The sequence below is a fragment of the Hypericibacter terrae genome (genome assembly GCF_008728855.1).
In the GTDB taxonomy this organism is placed as follows: domain Bacteria; phylum Pseudomonadota; class Alphaproteobacteria; order Dongiales; family Dongiaceae; genus Hypericibacter; species Hypericibacter terrae.
The window spans coordinates 1,399,395-1,418,069 of the sequence record NZ_CP042906.1 but is presented as its reverse complement, the minus strand read 5'-3'; the positions used below and the strand labels follow the sequence as shown (position 1 = coordinate 1,418,069).

Below are 18,675 nucleotides of genomic sequence, written 5' to 3'. Positions count from 1 at the left end.
CGCGTCCACCAGCCTTCGCGGCAGACGTGACGGGCTCTCGCCGGAGCGCCGGCTTTGCAGCCAGCACTCCGGCTTCGCGCTTACGGCATCGTGCTGGTGGTGGGCAGGCTCGAGTTGGCGCCGCCCGTCCCCGTGACCGTGTTGATATGACCGCTGCTGCCGATCGACCCCACGCCCGTGCTGACACCGGCATTGGAGCCGACACCGGCGTTGGAGCCGATGCCGGTGTTCGTGCCCGTATCGGTGCCGGTCGAGCTGGGCGCGCTGCTGCCGCCGCTGGTCGAGCCGATCGTGCCGGTATTGGTGTTCGTGCCGGTGTTCGGATTGATCCGGGTATTGGTGTTCAAATAGGTATTCGTGTTCGTGCCCGGACTGTTCGTGGTCGGGCTCGTGGCGCTGTCCGGCGTGCTGTTGCCCAGGGGGCCGCCGCCCGAGATGTCGCTGCTGGGGGCACCGGTATCGGTGTCGCTGCCGCTGGTGGCTCCAAGGCTGCCGCCGGTGCTGGCGCCCGCGGACGAGTTCTGGGCCCATACGGCCCCGCCGGCGCCGCTCGCGAGGATCAACGCACTGGCGAGAAGAAGGGAAAAGCGTGTCATTCGAACCTCCATAAGCCTCCCTCCCGAAACCGATGCGTAACGCCGGCGGATTCCGAAGCGAGGCTGGCGATGTTGCCTGCGACTGAGGACGGAACGCGTCATGAGCAGTGACAGTTCCTCGGAGGCGCCTGCCAAAACCGGCGCAGACTTGTAACGATCGGAGAATGCTCAGCCTCGGCCGGCGGAACGGTCCGCCGGCGTGGCGTTTCAGCGATGTCAGCCAACGAAGGCTCTGATCTGTGCATCAGGCGCAGACCTGAATCCGATCGGGCGGGCCATGGAGAACTTTCGAGCCGAGGTCACGGCCCGCATGAAACTCAGAGCCGGTATCAAGCCCCCTGACAGCACCGCCTCGCTTTCAATTCGCGTCGCTCGCCGGTGGCGCGACCGGCGCCACCGGCAATCTAGGGGCTAGCGACTGGAGCGTCTCGCGTCGCCGTTCCCTCGCCCATAGCCATTGTCGATGCCGGACGGGTTGACCAGGGGCGCCGATCGCGAGGCCCCGCGCAGCCGCTCCGCCAACCCGTCCAGTTGGGCCGCAATCTCTGTCACCATCGGCGCGCTCAGCGCCGAGCTGTCGTATTGCTGCAGTCGGATCTGCGCGTCGATCGTCATCCGGTCGACCATCCTCTCGGTCAGTACACCCTCCTCGCGCAGCGCCATGACAGCCGCCTGAAACATGATCAGGTCCGCCGTCACCGTGCAGAACATCGCTTGCAGGGTGGCTTCCGTCGCTTCCAGTCTCCTTTCGATGTCTTCGCTGCTAGCCATAGCTGCCTCGGAAAAATGAGGTGGAGTCCCATGTCGCTTCAGCCGGATTCTGCGCCCAGCTTTGCGAGATTTAATTTTTGCCCGTTGCCAGGGTCAATTCGACCTTAGTTCTAGAATCGCCAAGCTGTGAAAATTGACCGACAGCACTTCTACATGGGAGCGATGTGGTTTCGCGTCTTCGGCGATGAGTCAGGCGAGAGCGTGTCGCGAGCCGTGGCCGTTGCCCGCGCCCTCACCGTCCCCCTTTTTTTCGGCGGAGCCTCCGACGGTTCCGAAGACAAGGTTGCCGGTCGCGCCGCCCGAGTTGGAACGAGGCGCGACCTGGCGCGTTGTCGGATGGGGTCCCCTCAACCGCCGACCACAGGAGCCATGTTCCATGCGTGCCAAGAAACCTCAGGCCAAGCGACCGGCCCGGACAGACGTCCCCGACGACGCCGTGTCGCTGCTCATGGCGGACCACCGCAAAGTCGAGAAGCTGTTCAAGAAATCGGAAAAGGCATCGGGTCGTGAAAAGGAAGCTTTGGTCAAGCAGATCTGTGCCGAACTCATCGTCCACACGACCCTCGAGGAGGACATCTTCTATCCGGCCTGCCGAGAGCAGGGGGTCGAAGAAGACGCCATGGACGAAGCCCAGGTCGAGCACGACGGCGCCAAGTTCCTGATCGCCGATCTGCTGAACCAGTCGGCGGCTTCCGATTGCTACGACGCCAAGGTCACGGTGCTGACGGAATACATCAAGCACCATGTCCAGGAAGAAGAGAAGCCGCGCAGCGGCATCTTCGCGAAGGCCCGTGCGAAGGGCCTGGATCTGGATGCCATCGGGGCCCAGCTGCAGGAGCGCAAGGAAAGCCTCATGGCCGATCCGGAGGATCTGCCGGCACCCACGCCCAAGACGATCGGCTTGTCGACCCTCGCCACCTGAACCGTTCGATGCCCTCTCATGAGAAGGCCCGGCCCGCCGCGGCTTCGCCCGCGCGGGATCTGCCCTCATGAAAGTTCGATTTCAAGCAAAGAAGACCCCAGTCCGGACAGGACTGGGGTCATAAGGTTTCGGCGCGTGGGGGGCGCCGACGAGATTTCCTCGGGTCTACTCCCGCCCCCAGGGGCTCGGCAACCGGACGAAGGGTGGCCTTTTCGGGGCAGGCCCCGCCTCGCCTCCACCTTTCGGCTTGCCGAACCGGCCGGGCGCATCGCTGCAACCGCTGAAAATGGGGAAAGAGCGGCCCTAAAATGGGGAAGCCTCCCGATTTCCGCCGGACTCGAACTCCGTAGCGTGTCGGTCGCCGGCAGTCCGCCGGTACCCACGCAAGGAGGAGCGCAGCCGAGGCCTCTCGGTCCGCGCTCCAGAGCGAACCTCCCCATGAGCAACAGATTGCGGGCCTTCCGCCGGCGGGCGGGCCTTCCTTCCTCCGGCAGCCAGGGCCGATCCTCCCCGACAGCGCTCGATTTCGTCTTCGACTCGCTCCAGGGCCGTGCCCTTCCGGGCTCTCTGCATCGTCCGTGCGAGAGGGCCGCGGCGCCGGCAAGCTTGCCGGTCGATCGCGATATCGGGCGATTGCGGCCCGTACCGACGTTGCGCAACCTCGGCCAGGTGGTCACAGGCCTGGTCGAAGGCGTGACTGCCTGGCTGCGCCGATGGCGAGAGCGCGCGCAAAGTCGACAGCATCTTTCCGAGCTTAGCGATCACATGCTGAAAGACCTCGGTCTCTCGCGAGCCCAGGTCGAGAACGAGACCGCCAACTCCTTCTGGCGCGAATAGGCGAACGCCCGGGCGATATCTCGGACGGAAAAGCATCCGCGGCTCTTCCGGTCTTCACATAAAAAGACCCCGGGTTACGGGGATCCCGGGATCGGAAGTTTGGTCGGCGTGGGGTGCCGATGACGTTTCTGTCTTCTGCATTACTCCCTCGGAGCGCCGGCCTCAATGCGACGAGCCGTGGCCTTTTCGAGGCCCCGCGCGAAAACTTGTCCAGCGATTGTGTTGGATTTTTGTAGTGGTAGGGGAACCGATCGCGCGACCGACATGCGACTTCGCAGCCTGCCGATCCCGCCGGAGCATTTGCTGGAAGCGCGACGTCGGCGGGCCGGCGATGGATCGCCGGCCCGCCGGTCATCGCGTCGAGCGCTACATCGCCCGGACATTCGCCAGGAACCGATCGACCTGGGCCCCGAGGTTTGTCGACAGCTGCGACAATGTCTGCGCGTTGGTGAGCATGTTGGCCGAGGAGCGCCCGGATTCTTCGGCCGCCTGGGTGACACCCGTGATATTGAGCGAAACCTCCCGCGTGGCCGCCGACTGCTCTTCGACGGCGCCCGAGATCGAGGTGCTGAACTCGCTGACCTGACCGATGATGTTGCCGATCTCGCCGATCACGGAGGCCGTATTGTGGCTCGATTCCTGGATCGAGCGGATCTGCTGCTCGATTTCCTCAGTGGCCTTGGCCGTCTGATTGGCAAGCGACTTCACTTCCGAGGCGACCACGGCGAAGCCCTTGCCGGCCTCGCCGGCACGCGCCGCCTCGATGGTCGCGTTGAGGGCCAGCAGATTGGTCTGGCTGGCGATCGCCGCGATGATCTGGGTGACGTCGCCGATTTTCTGCGCGGCCGCCACCAGCGCCGCCACCATCTGCTCGGACCGTTTCGCTTCGCTGACGGCGGTGCCGATCACCCTCGTCGATTCGGTGATCTGGCGCGAGATCTCGGTGACGGAACTCGCCAGCTCTTCCGACGCCGCGGCGACGGTCGAAGATTGCTGGTTGGTCTGTTCGGCCGCGGCGGCCAGGGTTTGAGCGGTCGCCTGCATCTCGGTCGCCGAGGCCGAGACCTTCTCGACCAGGCTCTTGACGCCGGTCTCGTACTCGGTGGCGAGCGCCGCGTTCTGATCCTTGCGCTTGGTGATGTCGGTTGCGAACTTCACTACCTTCCAGGGCCGCCCGTTGAGATCCATCACCGGGTTGTAGGACGCCTCGATCCATACCCGCTTCCCGCCCACTGCCCTGGGGCGGCGCCATCGCCTCTATGTGGCCGACGACATCGATCAAATGATCTATGCGGGTTATCTGACGCAGTTCTAGCAGCAAAGGCTGTCGGGCGCCTCGGTGCCCGACAGTGCTCGCAGGGAATCGAGATCTGCTTCGGCCACGTCGTTCATGGCTTCCATTTCCTGGCAGAGAGCGTCAAGCACAATTGCAGCTGCCCCCACCTCCGCCTTCTTTGTCATGTTCTGTAGCCGCCACTCCGCGAGATTGACAACCTCCGGAAACTCCGTGCAGGCAGCAAGCAGCTTCCTCGCTACACTAGGAACGTAGCCATATGCGGCCGCGTCACCGCATTCAGCGGGTACAGCGTTGCCAATCAGCAGTATCAAAGCCTTCAATCGATGCAGCCGATTTCTAATCGCGATCTGCAGTGCTCCCAAACGCGCCAGAATTTCCAGAACAAGGGCTGCCTCTCCGGTAGCGGGTCCGTGCGATATCTCGTCGGTAATGTCCGCCACTTGCAATAGCGAGTATGCAACGAACTGCGATCGCTCGATCGACTTGACCGCGCGGGCTGCTACATACTGAAGGTTGGCATGGGAATGCACGAACTCCTCGAAGTGAGAATCTTTGTTCATCATCCTTGACCTTTGCAAATATCGAACCCGCCCGAAAGACAAGGAAGGCATTCGACGAAACATGCCCAGGATACCGGTTGTTGGCAGCCTGCGCTTGGCGCCGAATGCAACGACTTGCACATGGCCGCCATAGAAAGCAGAAGCTGAGCCCGGAATGTGGAGGGTGCGCTGGTTACGTGACCGACACCGCTCAGGAGCTGCGGAGTGCAAGGCAAGTGCAGGTGACAAGTCGGGACCGAGCTTGCATCAATGGTTATGCAATTAACGAAGCGTTAACCTATCTGAAAACAGCATGGGGGCCTGGCGGATTGGCGTTGCGCCCGCGGCGCCGTCGATGAAGAAGGGGATAGCGTTGAATCATCAACAGACGCCGTTGGGCGCTCATCCATTTTTTCATGCGCTCGACGTCGACAGCCTTTGCGAGGCCATCGAGACGCGCTTGTGCGCCACGCCCGTCGCGCTGCCAGGGGTGGCGAAGGGTATCGAGTCAGTGGCAAACTTCTGTCCGCTTCCCCGCAGCCAACTCTGGTTCTGCAGTTACGGCGTCCCGCTGAGCTTGCGGTTCCCAGATAGCGACTATGTGAGGGTTCAGTTCTGCCACAGAGGATCCGGTGCCACTCGCATCGGCCGGGAACGCGTTATCGTCAGTGAGACCCAGGCCTGCATCTCGTCGGCCGCGGCGCAGATCGACTTCGGACAGGACTTCCAGCAGGTGGTGTGGAGGATCCCATCCACGCAGCTCACAAAGATAGTGTCCGCTTTGTCCGGCGCGCCGCTCACCACCGCTCTGGATTTTGCTCCGGCACTTGATCTCACCCTCCCTCACTCGCAGGTCCTGCTTCAGCTCCTGAACCTGGTGGTGGACACCCTGCAAATTGGGGCGCCCGTAGATCAAGGATTAGTGCTCGCAGAACTCGAGCAGGCGCTGATCGTGTCGCTTCTTTGCGCCGGTCAACACAATTGCCGGGACAGCCTCAACCGCCCTTCGGCCGGCGCGGCACCTTGGCAGGTCCGCCGAGTAGAAACCTATATCGAGGCCCATTGGAACGAACCCCTAACGATTGACATGATTGCTGCTGTCACCGGCGTGAGTTCGAGGAGCATGTTCAGAGCCTTCAAGCAAAGCAGAAACTGCACGCCACTCGAATTTGCCCGGCGCCTTCGACTGCAGAACGCCCGTCGCATGCTCGAATCGACCGATTCGGCAACGACGGTAACCGAAGTGGCATTGGCTTGCGGCTTCAGCGATCTCGGCCACTTCAGCAGAGAGTTTCATGCGGCTTACGGCGAAAGACCGTCGGGGTTGCTCAAGCGCAGCAAGACCACCGCAGAAAATTCAACGCGCGACGGTTCATGAATCCGGTCGGCAGGAGCCTCCCCGGCAGACGCCGACTTCACGCCGCGAGAATCCTGAGCATCCCTTCCTTTCCTTCCTGTAATCCAAAATCCCGCCACAAAGACAGGCTTTAGTCCCCGCGGTCCGGAGGGCTATGGGGTCGCCTCCGGCGAGGAACGACGATTCGAGACCGGGGCCAGGGCCATATGCCGCGCCGTTCGACACAAGGTTCAACGGGCACTTTCCCGTTGCCGGGCCGCATGGCCCAGGTGGCGCCGCTCAAGCTTGCGATCGCCCTGGCGCTCGCCACCGCGCTGTTCCTGGCTCCCGCAATCTGGAATGGCTTCCCGCTGGTCTATTACGACAGCGTCGACTATCTGCAGATGCCCTTCACCTGGCAGATGCCGATCTACCGCACCGCCGGCTATGGGCTGGTGACGATCGCCGGCCGGTTGGCGCACAGCCTCTGGATCATTCCGCTGCTGCAGTCGGCCCTCGCCGCTTACGTCCTCTATGAAGCGCTGCGGCGATTCCTGCCGCGTCAGCCGGAAGCGGCCCTGGTGCCCGTGGCGGGCCTGCTCCTCCTGGGCAGCGGCCTGCCCTGGTTCACGAGCGAGCTCATGCCCGATGCCTTCACCGGGATCCTGGTCCTGTGCTTCGCCGTCCTGGTCTGCGACGACGGCCTGCTGGGCCCGGCGCGCCGGATCGGCCTGACCGCGATCCTGACGCTGGCCGTCGCGGTCCACACCTCTCACATGGCGCTGGCCGGCGGACTGCTGCTGTCGATGCTGCTGGTGAGCCTGGCCGCTCCCGGCCTCTGGCCCGGACTCCGCAGCCGCCTGAAGCTGCCGCTGCTCGCCTTCCTCGCCGGCATCACTCTCGCCGCCGGCGCCAACGATGTCGTGGCCGGGCGTTTCTTCCTGCTGCAGGACAATGCCGTGCTGACGCTCGGTCTCTTTGTCCAGGATGGGCTGGCCGAGACCTATCTCGACCATGCCTGCTCCAAGCCGAGGCCGAAGCTCGATCTCTGCATGGCCCGCCACCGTCTGCCGCACAACGCCAACATGTTCCTGTGGCATGACAGCGACTTCAACCGGCTCGGCGGCTGGACCGGCACCGGAATGCGCGAGCAGGCGCGGCAGATCGTGCGCGGCGCGATCAGATCCTATCCTCTGACCTATCTCTGGGATTCGGCCCTGTTGACGGCGCAGCAGCTGGCGATGCTGAGGACGGCCGACGGCGTGGCGCCGATGCGTTATCTGATCGGCGACGCGATCGCCCGCCACTATCCGAGGGAGTCGGCCGCCTTCCTCGCTGCTCGTCAGCAGCATGGCGCCAACTTCGACGGACTGAACGCGGTCCAGGTGCCGCTGCTGTGGCTGGCCAGTGCCGCCCTGCCCCTGCTGCTGTGGCTGGCCTGGCGCCGCCGCGACCCGGATGCCGTCCTCCTGCTGGGGATCATGACCCTGGCCTTCCTGGGCAATGCCTTCGTCTGCGGCGCCCTCTCCAACCCCAACGACCGCTATCAGAGCCGCATCGCCTGGCTGGCGGTCCTGGCCGTCGCCATCGCGGTCGGGCGCTGGTGGGGTTCGGACCAATCCGTCAGGAGCGAACTTGCCTCAGATATTTCGCGAAGCCGAACTCCCTAGCGCTTGTCTGGGGTGGGGTGCGGCTCAACTCTCTCGAATGGAGCTCATGGCTAGCCACAGAGCTTGGGGACAAAGGGAGTGATCATAACCAGGAAGGAAATCGAACCATGGCACGCATCGTCACTGTCGCTTTCGCGCTCGCCGTCACTCTGAGTCTCGCTGGTTGCAGCTGGGGTACCCGTTATCAAGCCTGGGGCTGGGTCGACAACAATTGCAGTGGGAATGGCGGCATCCACAGCGATGCCTACTGCGAGCAGTATGTAAAAGGCCCGTAATAATCTTGGCCGTCCGGCCAGGCGCCGTATTGCGCGTCTGGTCCTGATCCAAGCGAAGACGCCGCCCCGGGATAGCCCCGAGGCGGCGTTTGACGCTTCAGAACGATGCCAGATCCTATGCAAGAGTATCCGGAGCGACAGCGATCGCGCCTGCAGGCCCGGTGGTAGCACCATCCTCTTGCTACGGATCATGACTTTGGCCTTCCTGGGCAAGGGCTTCGGCTGCGGCGCCCTCTCCAATCCCTACGACCGCTGCCGGCGCCGGATCGCGTGGCTGGCTTCTTCGCCGCCCCCGCCGCGGCCGGCCACTGAGGGGCCCCGGACCGGTCCGCGGTGGCCGTCTGCCACGGGTATGCCACGGAATCGAGCGCCCTAGAGCTTGCCTCGGAAGATTACCGGACCATCATCTTGTTACATGGCCCACCCGACATCTTTCGCCGGGATCCAGGGCTTGGGGAATCGAAGAAGGACAAGAAACAATGGTACGCATTCTTTTGATCGCCGCCCTGCTGGCGACCAGCCTCAGCTTCACGGCCTGCGCCAAATACGAGTCGGCGAGTTGGGTCGATAATAACTGCAGCGGCAATGGCGGCATCTACACCGACGAATATTGCATGGGATACACCCACCGCTCCCGAACCCCGTAAGGAGAGCTCGGGCGCCCCGATGACGACATGACGGGTCCTTCCGAAACAGAAAGCGCCGCCCCGGGGGATGCCCCGGGGCGGCGTCTTCACGTCAGAGCGATGCCAGGTCTGATTTAAGCGGCGTACTGGTTGAGCTTGGTCAGCAGGTAATCGAGATTGTCCTGCCCGATATCCTCGAACTGGGTGAGGATGCGCTCGATCATGCGACAGATATAGCGGCGGCGATCCTCGTCGCGCGCGTCGAACTCGTTCTCGCGCACCACGTCGACCGCGACGCGGAAGGCCGGATAGAGGCGCTCCGGGAGCCCTGAGCGCAGATAGAGCGATTTGAGGCCCAGCGTGCCGTCGTCATGGATCAGCATGCGGGCATTGACGATCGGCGTGCGGGCCAGGACCGACATGGCGGACTCGAAGAAGGCCACGTCGCCCATGCAGAGCGCGCGCAGCAGCAGCGACGGCGTCAGGCGGCCATGGAGCTTGAGCTGGCGGCAGAGCTGGATCACGTCGACCGACTCCGATCCATGCGGCAGCAGGCTCACGGTCGCGCGTTCGCGGCTCTCCAGCACCAGATCGACCGCGACCGAGGGCGGCAGCTCGTGGTGCGACACGAGGTAGTCGCGCAGGTTCTCGGACACGACCGCGACCAGGCGCTCGGCCACGGTCAAGGGCAGCTTCTCGCGCCGGACCAGCGAGCTCTGCACCGCGGCGTTGTCGCCGAACTGGTCCACCACCTTGGTGAGCTGGCTGTCGGCGAGCTGGGCGCCCGGATTCGACACCAGGGTCGCGACCGCTTCGGGATTCTTGCTGGCGATCAGCGCATCGGCGAGCTTGGCCGACACCGCGGCCCGGCGCGCGATCGCCGTCTGCTTGGCGCCGTTGGAGCTGCGCACGATGGCGATCAGATCCTCCTCGGTGAGGATCGTGGAGAATTCGAGGATCGGCAGCGCCACCTGCTCGACGTCCCGGGCCAGGGCCTCGGCGACGTCGTGGGGCAGATGCTTGCTGTGCTTCAGGTTGCGCGACAAAGCTTCGCGCACGCGGATCGCGGCGTCCTGCGCCATGACACGAACGATGTCGATGGCGAGCTGGCGCTCGGCCTCGGTCAGCCCTTCGGCATCGACCTGCTCCGCCAGCTTCGCCGCCGTATCGGCGCGAGCCTCCTGGGAGGGGTCGGTCAGCAGCCTTGCGACATCGGCTTGAGAAAGTGTCGTGGTCATGAGCCCTGCCTTCGACGGGCGCCGCCATGAGTGGCGGCACACTTCGCCTGGATTTACCGGACGATTGTCGCAAGCGGCTGGTTACCAGCCGGTTAAGCCGGCATTTCGGACCCGGCCCTTGCAAAGGGCCGTCGGCTACGCCGTAGCCTATTGATTAAAAATGACAATATTCGAGACGGCAGGCTGGGGCGGCGGCCTGGGAATGAGCGCGATAGCGATAGCGATGGCGGTGGCAGCGCCGACGCCGGTCGGCTCAGACGGCGCTGTCCGCCGGCAGGCCGCGCAGGGCCCGGTCGATCGTCCGCCCTGTCCGCTCGACGATCTCGTCGACCTCGCGGTCGGTCACGATATAGGGCGGCGCCAGGATGACGTGGTCGCCGCGCTTCCCGTCGACGCAGCCGCCGGTCGGATAGCACATCATGCCCTCGCTCATGCCGGCATCGCGCAGCCGGGCATGGAGCTTCAAAGCCGGATCGAAGGGCCGCTTGCTGGCGCGGTCCTGCACCAGCTCGATGCCGAGGAAGAGGCCGCGGCCGCGCACATCGCCGACATGGCGGTGATTGCCCAGCCGCTCTTCGAGCCCCTGCTTCAGGCGGGCGCCCTGGCGGCGGACATTCTCCAGGAGGTTCTCGGCCTTGAAAGTGCGCTGCACCGCCACCGCCGCCGCGACCGCGATCGTGTGGTTGAAATAGGTGTGGCCATGCATCAGGGCCCGCGATCCGTCCTCGATCGCCGCGACCACGCGCCGATGCGCCATGACGGCGCCGATCGGCTGATAGCCGGCGCCGAGCCCCTTGGCCATGGTGAGGATGTCCGGCACGACGCCCTCGGCCTCGCAGGCATAGAGCGTGCCGCAGCGGCCCATGCCGCACATGACCTCGTCCAGGATCAGCAGCACGCCATGGCGGTCGCAGATCTCGCGCACGCGCTTGAAATATCCCGGCACGGCGGGACAGGCGCCGAGCGTGGCCCCCACGACCGGCTCGGCGATGAAGGCCGCGACGTTCTCGGGGCCCAGCTCGCGGATCGCCTGGTCGAGCTCGTCGGCGACCCGCAGCCCATAGGCTTCCTCGCTCTCGTCGGTCCGCTTCTCGCGATAGGCGTAGCAGGGCGCGATATGGCGGACCTCCATCAGCATCGGCAGGTAGGGCTCGCGCCGTCCGGGATTGCTGCTGACGGCGAGCGCGCCCAGCGTGTTGCCGTGATAGCTCTGGCGGCGCGCGATGAACTTCCGCCGCCGCGGTTCGCCTCTCTCGAGGTGATACTGCCGTGCCAGCTTCAGCGCGGCCTCGGTCGCTTCCGAGCCGCCGGCGACGAAGAACACCTTGTCCATGCCGGCGGGCGCGGCGTCGACCAGGAGGGTCGCCAGCTCCTCCAGCGGCTCGCTGGTGAAGAAATGCGAATAGGCGAACGGCAGCAGCGCCGCCTGGCGCTGGATCGCCTGAATCACGGCAGGGTGGCTATGGCCGAGACAGGAGACCGCGGCCCCGCCCGAGGCATCGAGGTAACGGCGCCCTTCGGAATCGATGACCCAGATCCCCTCACCGCGCACCGCCTTCGGCAGCTCGTGATCGAACTCGCGGGGGAAGACGCGGCTGGAGGAACGGGTCGACGCGCTATCGGGACTCATATCGGAATCCTTCGCGATGCAGTTGCGGTGGTCAGATCTGCGCGAGCTGTCCGAAGATCAGGGCGAGGTTCCGGTCGTCGCCGGTGCCTCGGGAGGCATGATCTCGACTCCGGTCATTCCGCCCAGATCGCCGGACGGCGCCCTGAGCGTGAAGATGACGATCTGCTTGATCACGCCGCCCAGCGCGTCGTCGAAGGCATCCACCACGTCGGTGAACTTGGCACCCGCCGCCTTGGCTTTCCGGTCGGCCGTCATGGAGGCAATGATGCGCCGCTCCGGCAGCTTCACCAGGCGCGCGATCATCTTCACATGGACTTCGGGGATCGGATCGTTGTCGCGATAGTTGGCCTGGAACTCGCGCAAGTCGGTCTTGAGCAGAAAGTCCGGCCGCAGCCCGATCGCTTCGCGACCGACGCCCACGATCGAACCTGTATTCTGAAAGGAATCGATCAACAGCGTCTGCACCATGGAAGGCGCATTGTCGGTCCAGGCCGCCTTGCCGAAATACTCGACCTGATAGGGATTGCGCGACAAGGCCACGCGGGCGGTATCGATTCCGGCCGCCGCGATCGGCTTCTCTACCACCAGCTGCCAATCCACCTTCGGCGGCGGATTCTGGAACGTGGTCTTGGGCGACAGCGTGTATTGATCGAGCGGGGTGGCATAGGAGGAGAGCACGCCGCAGCCCGCCAGCGGCAGCAGCGCCGTTCCGCCCAAGAGGCGCAACAGCAGACGGCGGGAAGGTTGGGCCACCGCCATCGATAGGGGTATCGACGTCATTGCGCCTCGAATCCTTTCTGCCGGTCGCCGAACAGGAAACGCGCCGGATCGCGCTCGAACTGCGTCGAGATGCGGGTCAAGGTCGCGATCAGCGTGCGCATCTCGCTGGCCATCTGGGTCAACTCATAGAGGCCCGATTGTGCGAAATCGTTAAGGGGACGCCGATTCTCGGCCACGAGCGCATGGATCTCGTCCGCCGCCCCCTCGAAGGAGGTGGTCAGCTTGTGCAGGTCATCGAGCGTCTTCTGCGAGGCGCCGGCCAGCCCGCCGACCTGCTTGTCGAGATTGGCAGCGAGCGTCCGGACCTGCTCGCTCATGGCATCGATGCTGATGGCGGCATCGGAGATGCTGTCGAGCGCCGGCCCGACACCGTTCTTGGGATCATCGAACGTGGCGCTGATGCCCTGCAGGTTGTTCAACGTGTCGGCGATCGCCTTCTGGTTCTGGTCGCTGAACATCAGGGTCACGCGATCCACCAGGTCGGTGGCATGCTTCAGCAACTCGGGAGCACTGGCCAGCAGCGCCTCGAACTTGCCGGGTGCGCTCGGGATTTCGGGATAGGGCGTGAGGTCGGTTACCTTCATGCGGGCGGCGCCCTGGGTGCCACCCTTGAGCAGCACATAGAGCACGCCGGTGATGCCCTGCGCCTCCAACGATGCCACCGTGTCGGTCACAACCGGCGTGTCGGGCGAAACCTGGATCGTGATCCGGACGAAGATCGGATTGTCGGGATCGATGCGGATGTCGGTGACCCGGCCGACGGTGACGCCGCGATAGCGGACCGGACCGTCCACCGAGAGGCCGGTCACGTCCTCGCTGAAACGGACCGTGTAATAGGCAAAATCCTCCCGGCCATTGAATTTGCTGATCCAGATCACGAAGCCCGCAAGGGCTGCGATCAGGACCAGGACGAAGATGCCGACGGCAAGATGATGTGCGCGGGTTTCCATGAGAGATCCGGTCGGTGTCTGCCCCGGTCGTCGTCAACCAATTCCGGCGGCGCGGGCACGGGGCCCGTGAAAATATTCGCGGATCCAGGGGTGGGGGTCCGCCAGCATTTCGGCCATCGTCCCGACCTTGATCTTCTTGTCCACGAGGACGGCGATACGGTCGCAGATCGCATGCAGGCTGTCCAGATCGTGCGTGACCATAAACACCGTTAATCCAAGGCTTTGCTGAAGATCGCGAATTAACGTGTCGAACGCGGCGGCGCCGATCGGGTCGAGTCCGGCAGTCGGCTCGTCCAGGAACAGAATCTCCGGGTCCAGGGCCAGTGCCCGGGCCAGCCCGGCGCGTTTCTTCATGCCGCCCGACAGCTCCGAAGGGTATTTGCCGGCAGCATCGGGCGGCAGGCCCACCAGCGCGATCTTCAGGGCCGTCACCTCGTCGGCGAACTTCTTGGGGAGATGGGTGTGCTCCTTCATCGGCACCTGGATGTTCTCGGCCACTGTCAGGGAGCTGAACAGGGCGCCGCTTTGGAACAGCACGCCCCAGCGCTGCTGGAGGTGCTCCCATTCCCGCTCGCTCATCGCCGCCGTGTCCTCGCCCAGCACCACGATCCGCCCGGCATAGGGAGGATTGAGCCCCACGACGGTGCGGAGGAGCACCGATTTGCCGGTGCCCGAACCACCGACGACGCCCAGCACCTCGCCCGCGCGCACGTCGAGATCGAGACCGTCATGAACGACCTGGTTGCCGAACCGGTTGACCAGCCCGCGGATCGAAATGACCGCCCCCGGCTCGGCCGGCGCCTCGTTCGCTCTGTCCCTGGTCTTTGTCCGCGTCATGACGCCCGCTCAAATTCCGAGATAAGAGAACAGGATCGAGAACATCGCGTCGAACACGATGACCAGGAAGATCGACTCGACCACCGACTGCGTCGTCAACCGGCCCACGCTCTCGGCGCTGCCCTTGACGCGGAGGCCCTCGAAGCACCCGACCATGCCGATGACGAAGGCGAAGACCGGCGCCTTGACCAGGCCGACCAAGAACGTCTTCACCGTCACCGCGTTGTTGAGCTGATGCAGGAATTGGGCCGGCGACAGATCGACCAGGATGCAGGTCATGACCCCGCCGCCGAGGATGCCCATGAAGTCGGCGAACACGGTGAGCAGCGGCACGGCGATGATCAGCGCGAAGATGCGCGGCAACACCAGCGCCTGGATCGGATCGAGCGCCAGCGTGCGCATGGCATCGATCTCCTCGTTCACCTGCATGGTGCCGATCTGGGCGGTGAAAGCGCTGCCCGAGCGGCCGGCCACCATGATCGCGGTCAAGAGGATGCCCATCTCGCGCAGGACGGAGATGCCGACCAGATTGACAGTGAAGATCTCGCCGCCATAGGCGCGCAACTGATCGACGCCCTGATAGGCGAGCACGACGCCGATCAGGACCGTCAGCAAGCCGACGATCGGCATGGCATTCATGCCGACCTGCTCGATATGGCTGACGAGCGAGGTGAAGCGCATCTGGCTCGGCCGAACCAGGACCCGCGCGATCGCCGTGACGATCGCGCCGAAAAAGCCGATCAGATCGACCGCCTGCTGGAAGGCCGAGATCGTGCCGGCGCCGATGCCCTCGACGAAATAGAGCGGGCCGTGGGTTTCGGGCCGCGGCAGAGGTGCGGGCTTGCCCGCCTTGCCGACCCGCGCCATCAGCTTGGCGAGGCCGGGCCTGACGCCCGTGATCTCAAGCTTGGCGCCGGCGGCCGCGAAGCGGGCCTCGGTCCTCTCGATCAGCCAGGCGCCGGCGGTGTCCAGGGCCTCGAGCTGCGACATGTCGAGCGTCGCCTGGCCGCGCGCCGGCAGGGCGTCGAACTCCCCCACCAGCGGCACCAGCGTTGCGGTCACCAACCGGCCCGAAAGTTCGAGCCGCAAGCCGTCGCCTTCCCCGGTCTTTTTCAGGCTTGCCTGTTGCGCCATGCCGTTCGGCAATCGCTCCCCTGTCGACCTTCGTCCCTTAAGGACGGACCTTCCGGCCCGCCTCAGCCCCCGCCGAGGCCCCGACTATAGTCATCGCCGCATCGAAAGCCATGCCTCGTGACCTTCCCCCCTCATCCGGCTAGCATGCCGGGCCGTTCGATCCGCCGCGAAACGTCCCGACATCGCCAAAGGCCCAATGACCGATACGCTTCAGATCAAGGACCATATCCGCCAGGTTCCGGATTTTCCCAAACCCGGCATTCTTTTCTACGACATCTCGACGCTGCTGGCGCATGGCGCGGCCTGGCGCGCGACCGTGGACCGGATGGCCGACATCGTCGGCAAAATGCGGCCGGACAAGCTGATCGGTATCGAATCGCGCGGCTTCCTGGTGACGGCGCCGGTCGCCTATCGACTCGGATGCGGGTTCGTGATGGTGCGCAAGAAGGGCAAGCTGCCCGGCAGCGTCATTCCGCACAATTACGAGCTCGAATACGGAACCGACACGGTCGAAATCCAGTCCGACGCGGTCAAGCCGCGCGACCGGGTGGTCGTGCTCGACGACCTGCTGGCGACCGGCGGCACCATGCGCGCCGCGATCGAATTGCTGCGCAAGGTCGGGGCGGAGGTGCTCGGTGCCGCGTTCGTGATCGAACTGGATTTCCTGGGCGGCCGAAACCGCCTGGACGTGCCGGTTTCCTCGATCGTCCATTACGATCATTAGGGTTTGATTCTATTGGTATTTCCTGAAACGCACGGGAACCGCGCCAAAGTCGGCCCCGAACCCTCGCGTTAACAGTTCATTTAGCAAGATTTACTCAAGATGGTGGGCTAGGCCCGCTGGCCGGAGTCGCGGGCCGAACGCGATTCCCGGCCCCCGGCCATGACCGGTCAAGGCGGGGCTTCGCCGATCGCCACTCCAGCCAGGGATTCAAAGCGCCTTTCCATGGAGTTGTTGCCTTCCACCGAAGTCATTGCCACCGCCGCCGCGCTGGGCGCGATCATCATGGCGGCGACGATGGCCTATCTGGCGTTCCTCCCGGCCGTCTCGCCGGCGATGGGATGGTGGGCCCTGGCGACGTTGGCGAATGGCGCGGGGCTGCTCCTGCCCGGTCTTTGGACCGATGCGGCCTCCCGGCCCGCGGTCGCTGCCGGTCAATCGGCGCTCGCCTTGTCCGCCCTGCTGATCCATGCCGGCGCCCGCCGCTTCATTCACAACTATGTGGAGGCGCGGCGCCTCGGCCTGTTGCTGGGGCTGGTGGCCTTTGCCGCCGCTCTGTGGGCGTCGGGAGTCCTGTCGGCCCCGTTGATCCCGGCGATCACCGCCCTGTTGTTCCTTGCCGCCGCTTGGGAGTTCGCGCGCGACTGGCAGCGGCAGCGCGATCCGGTCGTCGGCGTCGTCGCGGTGCCGCTGATCGCGTCGGGGATCGTCGAGCTGCTGAAGCTCCTGCTGGCGCCCGAGCTCGGGCCCACCGGACCGCTGCAGTGGATCGGCCAGCTCGCGGGTCTCGCCGCCGCCATCCTCGCGACGGCCGCCGTCATGCGGCGCGGTCAATCGGCCGCGGTCGAACAGGAGCTGCAGCGGGCGCTCGACAGTCTCCAGTTGCATGAGCGCGAGGAGCGGATGCGCCTTGCGGTCGAGAACGAGCGGTCGCGTCTGCTCGAGGTCATGGAGGGCGTGCCGCAGGCGGTCGTCCTGTTCGACGCCCAGGACCGGCTGGTGTTCTCGAACTCGAACTTCAGCCGCATGTTTCCAAACACGCGCGATCTGCACGGCGCCGGCACCAGCTTCGAGGCCCTGGTCAGAGCCGGTGTCGAGCGCGGCGCCTATGGCGGCGATCGGCAGGCGACAGAGACGCTCGCCCGCCGCCGCCTCGAGGCGCATCTCAATCCGCGCGGGCCGTTCGAATATCCCTTGAGCGACGGACGCACCATCCAGGTGGTCGAGCGCAAGACGCACGACAACTCCACCGTCGTCGCCTACACCGACATCACCGAATATCGCCGCCGCCAGGACGCGTTGACCCTGATCGTCGGCAACCGGCCGGAGGGCCGCTCCTTCCTCGAGGCCGCGGCCCAGGCGCTGGCGGTCGGGCTCGGCTATCGCTGGGCCGGAATCGCCGAGCTCGGGCGCGACAGACGCGAGGCGCGCGTGCTGGCGCTCTGGGCCGACGGCCGCCCGGCTCAGCCCTTCGCCTTCTCGCTGGCCGGCACGCCCAGCGGCCAATGCTACGCGCAGGGCAAGACCCTGGTCGTTCCCGACCGCGCGCCGGAGCTGTTCGCGCACGACAAGTGGCTGGCCCAGTCGGGCGCCGTCGCCTATCAGGGCGCCGTCTTCTGCGACGAGCGGGGCGAGACCGTGGGCCATGTCTTCGCCTTCGACGACGAGCCCGACCTGCGGGGACCCGAGCCGCATCCGCTCCTCAATCTGATCGCGCATTGGATCGGGATGGAGATGCAGCGCGTGTCGGCCGAGCGCCGCCTGATCCAGGCCAAGGAAACGGCGGAGGAGGCCAGCCGCGCCAAGACCACCTTCCTCGCCACGATGAGTCACGAGCTGCGCACGCCGCTCAACGCGATCATCGGCTTCTCCGAGATCATGCGCGACGAGCTGCTGGGACCGCTCGGCAAGCCGCAATACAAGACCTACGCCGAGGATATCTGCCAGAGCGGCGGCCATCTCCTGTCGCTGATCAACGATCTCCTCGATCTCAGCAAGGCCGGCGCCGGCAAGATCGATCTCGCCGAAGAGGAGATCGAGCCGCGCAACCTGATCGAATCCTGCCTGCGGCTGGTCGAGACGCGGGCGCGGCGCAACAATGTGCATATCTACAATCTGATCGGCAGCCCGCTGCCGAAGCTCTATGCCGACCGGCGCCGCCTGAAGCAGATCCTGCTCAACCTGCTGGCCAACGCCGTCAAATTCACGCCGGCCCATGGCAGCGTAACGGTGCGGACCCGGCAGGATGCGCAAGGCTTCCATATCGAGGTGATCGATACCGGCGTCGGCATCGCGCTCGAGGATATTCCGAAGGTCATGCTGCCCTTCGGCCAGGTGGACAGCGTCATCTCGCGCCGTGCGGAAGGCGTGGGTCTGGGCCTGCCCCTGAGCAAGGTGCTGGCGGAGCTGCATGGCGGGCGCCTCGCCATCGAAAGCCAGCTCGGCAAGGGCACCACGGTGGCGCTGGTGCTGCCGGCCTCGCGCGTGCGCTCGATCCAGGCCGCCGAATAATCCGG

At 65.1% G+C, this 18,675-nt stretch carries 18 protein-coding genes; 8 read left to right on the top strand and 10 right to left on the bottom strand.

Translation table 11 applies throughout. The features are described from left to right. Window positions 1–80: 80 nt before the first annotated feature. Window positions 81–596: a hypothetical protein gene (locus tag FRZ44_RS26990; protein ID WP_191908447.1), complete on the bottom strand. Its 516-nt coding sequence runs from the start codon at window positions 594–596 to the stop codon at window positions 81–83. A 411-nt stretch (window positions 597–1,007) separates the two neighbouring features. Then, window positions 1,008–1,367 carry a hypothetical protein gene (locus FRZ44_RS06475; RefSeq protein ID WP_151176412.1) on the bottom strand — a complete coding sequence of 120 codons (360 nt, stop codon included), beginning with the start codon at window positions 1,365–1,367 and terminating at the stop codon, window positions 1,008–1,010. A 376-nt stretch (window positions 1,368–1,743) separates the two neighbouring features. Between FRZ44_RS06475 and FRZ44_RS06470 the strand changes: the two genes are divergently transcribed. Then, a complete protein-coding gene (locus FRZ44_RS06470) occupies window positions 1,744–2,289 on the top strand; it encodes a hemerythrin domain-containing protein (RefSeq protein ID WP_151176411.1) in 546 nt (181 codons plus the stop codon). A gap of 606 nt (window positions 2,290–2,895) precedes the next feature. Continuing rightward, on the top strand, window positions 2,896–3,126 hold the full coding sequence (locus FRZ44_RS27255; protein ID WP_225308578.1) for a DUF1127 domain-containing protein: 231 nt from the start codon (window positions 2,896–2,898) through the stop codon (window positions 3,124–3,126). A 366-nt stretch (window positions 3,127–3,492) separates the two neighbouring features. Here FRZ44_RS27255 and FRZ44_RS06460 read toward each other — a convergent pair whose 3' ends face one another. Both FRZ44_RS06460 and FRZ44_RS06455 read right to left on the bottom strand, forming a co-directional pair. Continuing rightward, a complete protein-coding gene (locus tag FRZ44_RS06460; protein WP_225308577.1) occupies window positions 3,493–4,359 on the bottom strand; it encodes a methyl-accepting chemotaxis protein in 867 nt (288 codons plus the stop codon). Between the two features lie 78 nt (window positions 4,360–4,437). Next, window positions 4,438–4,986, bottom strand: coding sequence for a hypothetical protein (locus tag FRZ44_RS06455; RefSeq protein WP_151176409.1), 549 nt, complete (start codon window positions 4,984–4,986; stop codon window positions 4,438–4,440). Window positions 4,987–5,335: 349 nt separating this feature from the next. Between FRZ44_RS06455 and FRZ44_RS06450 the strand changes: the two genes are divergently transcribed. The 4 genes from FRZ44_RS06450 to FRZ44_RS26980 all read left to right on the top strand — a co-directional run bounded on the left by FRZ44_RS06450 (window position 5,336) and on the right by FRZ44_RS26980 (window position 8,890). Beyond that, complete coding sequence (locus FRZ44_RS06450) at window positions 5,336–6,340, top strand: helix-turn-helix domain-containing protein (protein WP_225308576.1); 1,005 nt, start codon at window positions 5,336–5,338, stop codon at window positions 6,338–6,340. Between the two features lie 227 nt (window positions 6,341–6,567). Further along, entirely contained in the window at window positions 6,568–7,968 is a 1,401-nt protein-coding gene (locus tag FRZ44_RS06445) for a hypothetical protein (RefSeq protein WP_151176407.1), read from the top strand. A gap of 107 nt (window positions 7,969–8,075) precedes the next feature. After that, window positions 8,076–8,243 carry a hypothetical protein gene (locus FRZ44_RS26985; RefSeq protein WP_191908446.1) on the top strand — a complete coding sequence of 56 codons (168 nt, stop codon included), beginning with the start codon at window positions 8,076–8,078 and terminating at the stop codon, window positions 8,241–8,243. 479 nt (window positions 8,244–8,722) lie between these two features. Then, window positions 8,723–8,890, top strand: coding sequence for a hypothetical protein (locus tag FRZ44_RS26980; protein WP_191908445.1), 168 nt, complete (start codon window positions 8,723–8,725; stop codon window positions 8,888–8,890). 113 nt (window positions 8,891–9,003) lie between these two features. On the opposite strand, the gene FRZ44_RS06440 is transcribed toward FRZ44_RS26980, so the two are convergent. The 6 genes from FRZ44_RS06440 to FRZ44_RS06415 form a co-directional block, all read right to left on the bottom strand. Beyond that, window positions 9,004–10,107 (bottom strand): DUF2336 domain-containing protein, encoded by a 1,104-nt coding sequence (locus tag FRZ44_RS06440; RefSeq protein ID WP_151176406.1) that lies wholly within the window; start codon window positions 10,105–10,107, stop codon window positions 9,004–9,006. Between the two features lie 253 nt (window positions 10,108–10,360). Next, a complete protein-coding gene (locus FRZ44_RS06435; protein WP_151176405.1) occupies window positions 10,361–11,737 on the bottom strand; it encodes an aspartate aminotransferase family protein in 1,377 nt (458 codons plus the stop codon). A gap of 57 nt (window positions 11,738–11,794) precedes the next feature. After that, window positions 11,795–12,517 carry an ABC-type transport auxiliary lipoprotein family protein gene (locus FRZ44_RS06430; protein ID WP_225308575.1) on the bottom strand — a complete coding sequence of 241 codons (723 nt, stop codon included), beginning with the start codon at window positions 12,515–12,517 and terminating at the stop codon, window positions 11,795–11,797. After that, complete coding sequence (locus FRZ44_RS06425) at window positions 12,514–13,467, bottom strand: MlaD family protein (protein WP_151176404.1); 954 nt, start codon at window positions 13,465–13,467, stop codon at window positions 12,514–12,516. Before FRZ44_RS06425 ends, FRZ44_RS06430 begins: the two co-directional genes overlap by 4 nt. 33 nt (window positions 13,468–13,500) lie before the next feature. Next, complete coding sequence (locus tag FRZ44_RS06420; protein ID WP_151176403.1) at window positions 13,501–14,304, bottom strand: ABC transporter ATP-binding protein; 804 nt, start codon at window positions 14,302–14,304, stop codon at window positions 13,501–13,503. 9 nt (window positions 14,305–14,313) lie between these two features. Continuing rightward, window positions 14,314–15,438 carry an ABC transporter permease gene (locus FRZ44_RS06415; protein ID WP_151176402.1) on the bottom strand — a complete coding sequence of 375 codons (1,125 nt, stop codon included), beginning with the start codon at window positions 15,436–15,438 and terminating at the stop codon, window positions 14,314–14,316. 196 nt (window positions 15,439–15,634) lie between these two features. On the opposite strand from FRZ44_RS06415, the gene FRZ44_RS06410 reads away from it, so the two are divergent. Beyond that, window positions 15,635–16,162, top strand: a complete 528-nt coding sequence (locus tag FRZ44_RS06410; protein WP_151176401.1) for an adenine phosphoribosyltransferase — start codon at window positions 15,635–15,637, stop codon at window positions 16,160–16,162. A gap of 222 nt (window positions 16,163–16,384) precedes the next feature. Further along, window positions 16,385–18,670: an ATP-binding protein gene (locus tag FRZ44_RS06405; RefSeq protein WP_191908444.1), complete on the top strand. Its 2,286-nt coding sequence runs from the start codon at window positions 16,385–16,387 to the stop codon at window positions 18,668–18,670. The last annotated feature ends 5 nt before the right edge of the window (window positions 18,671–18,675 follow it).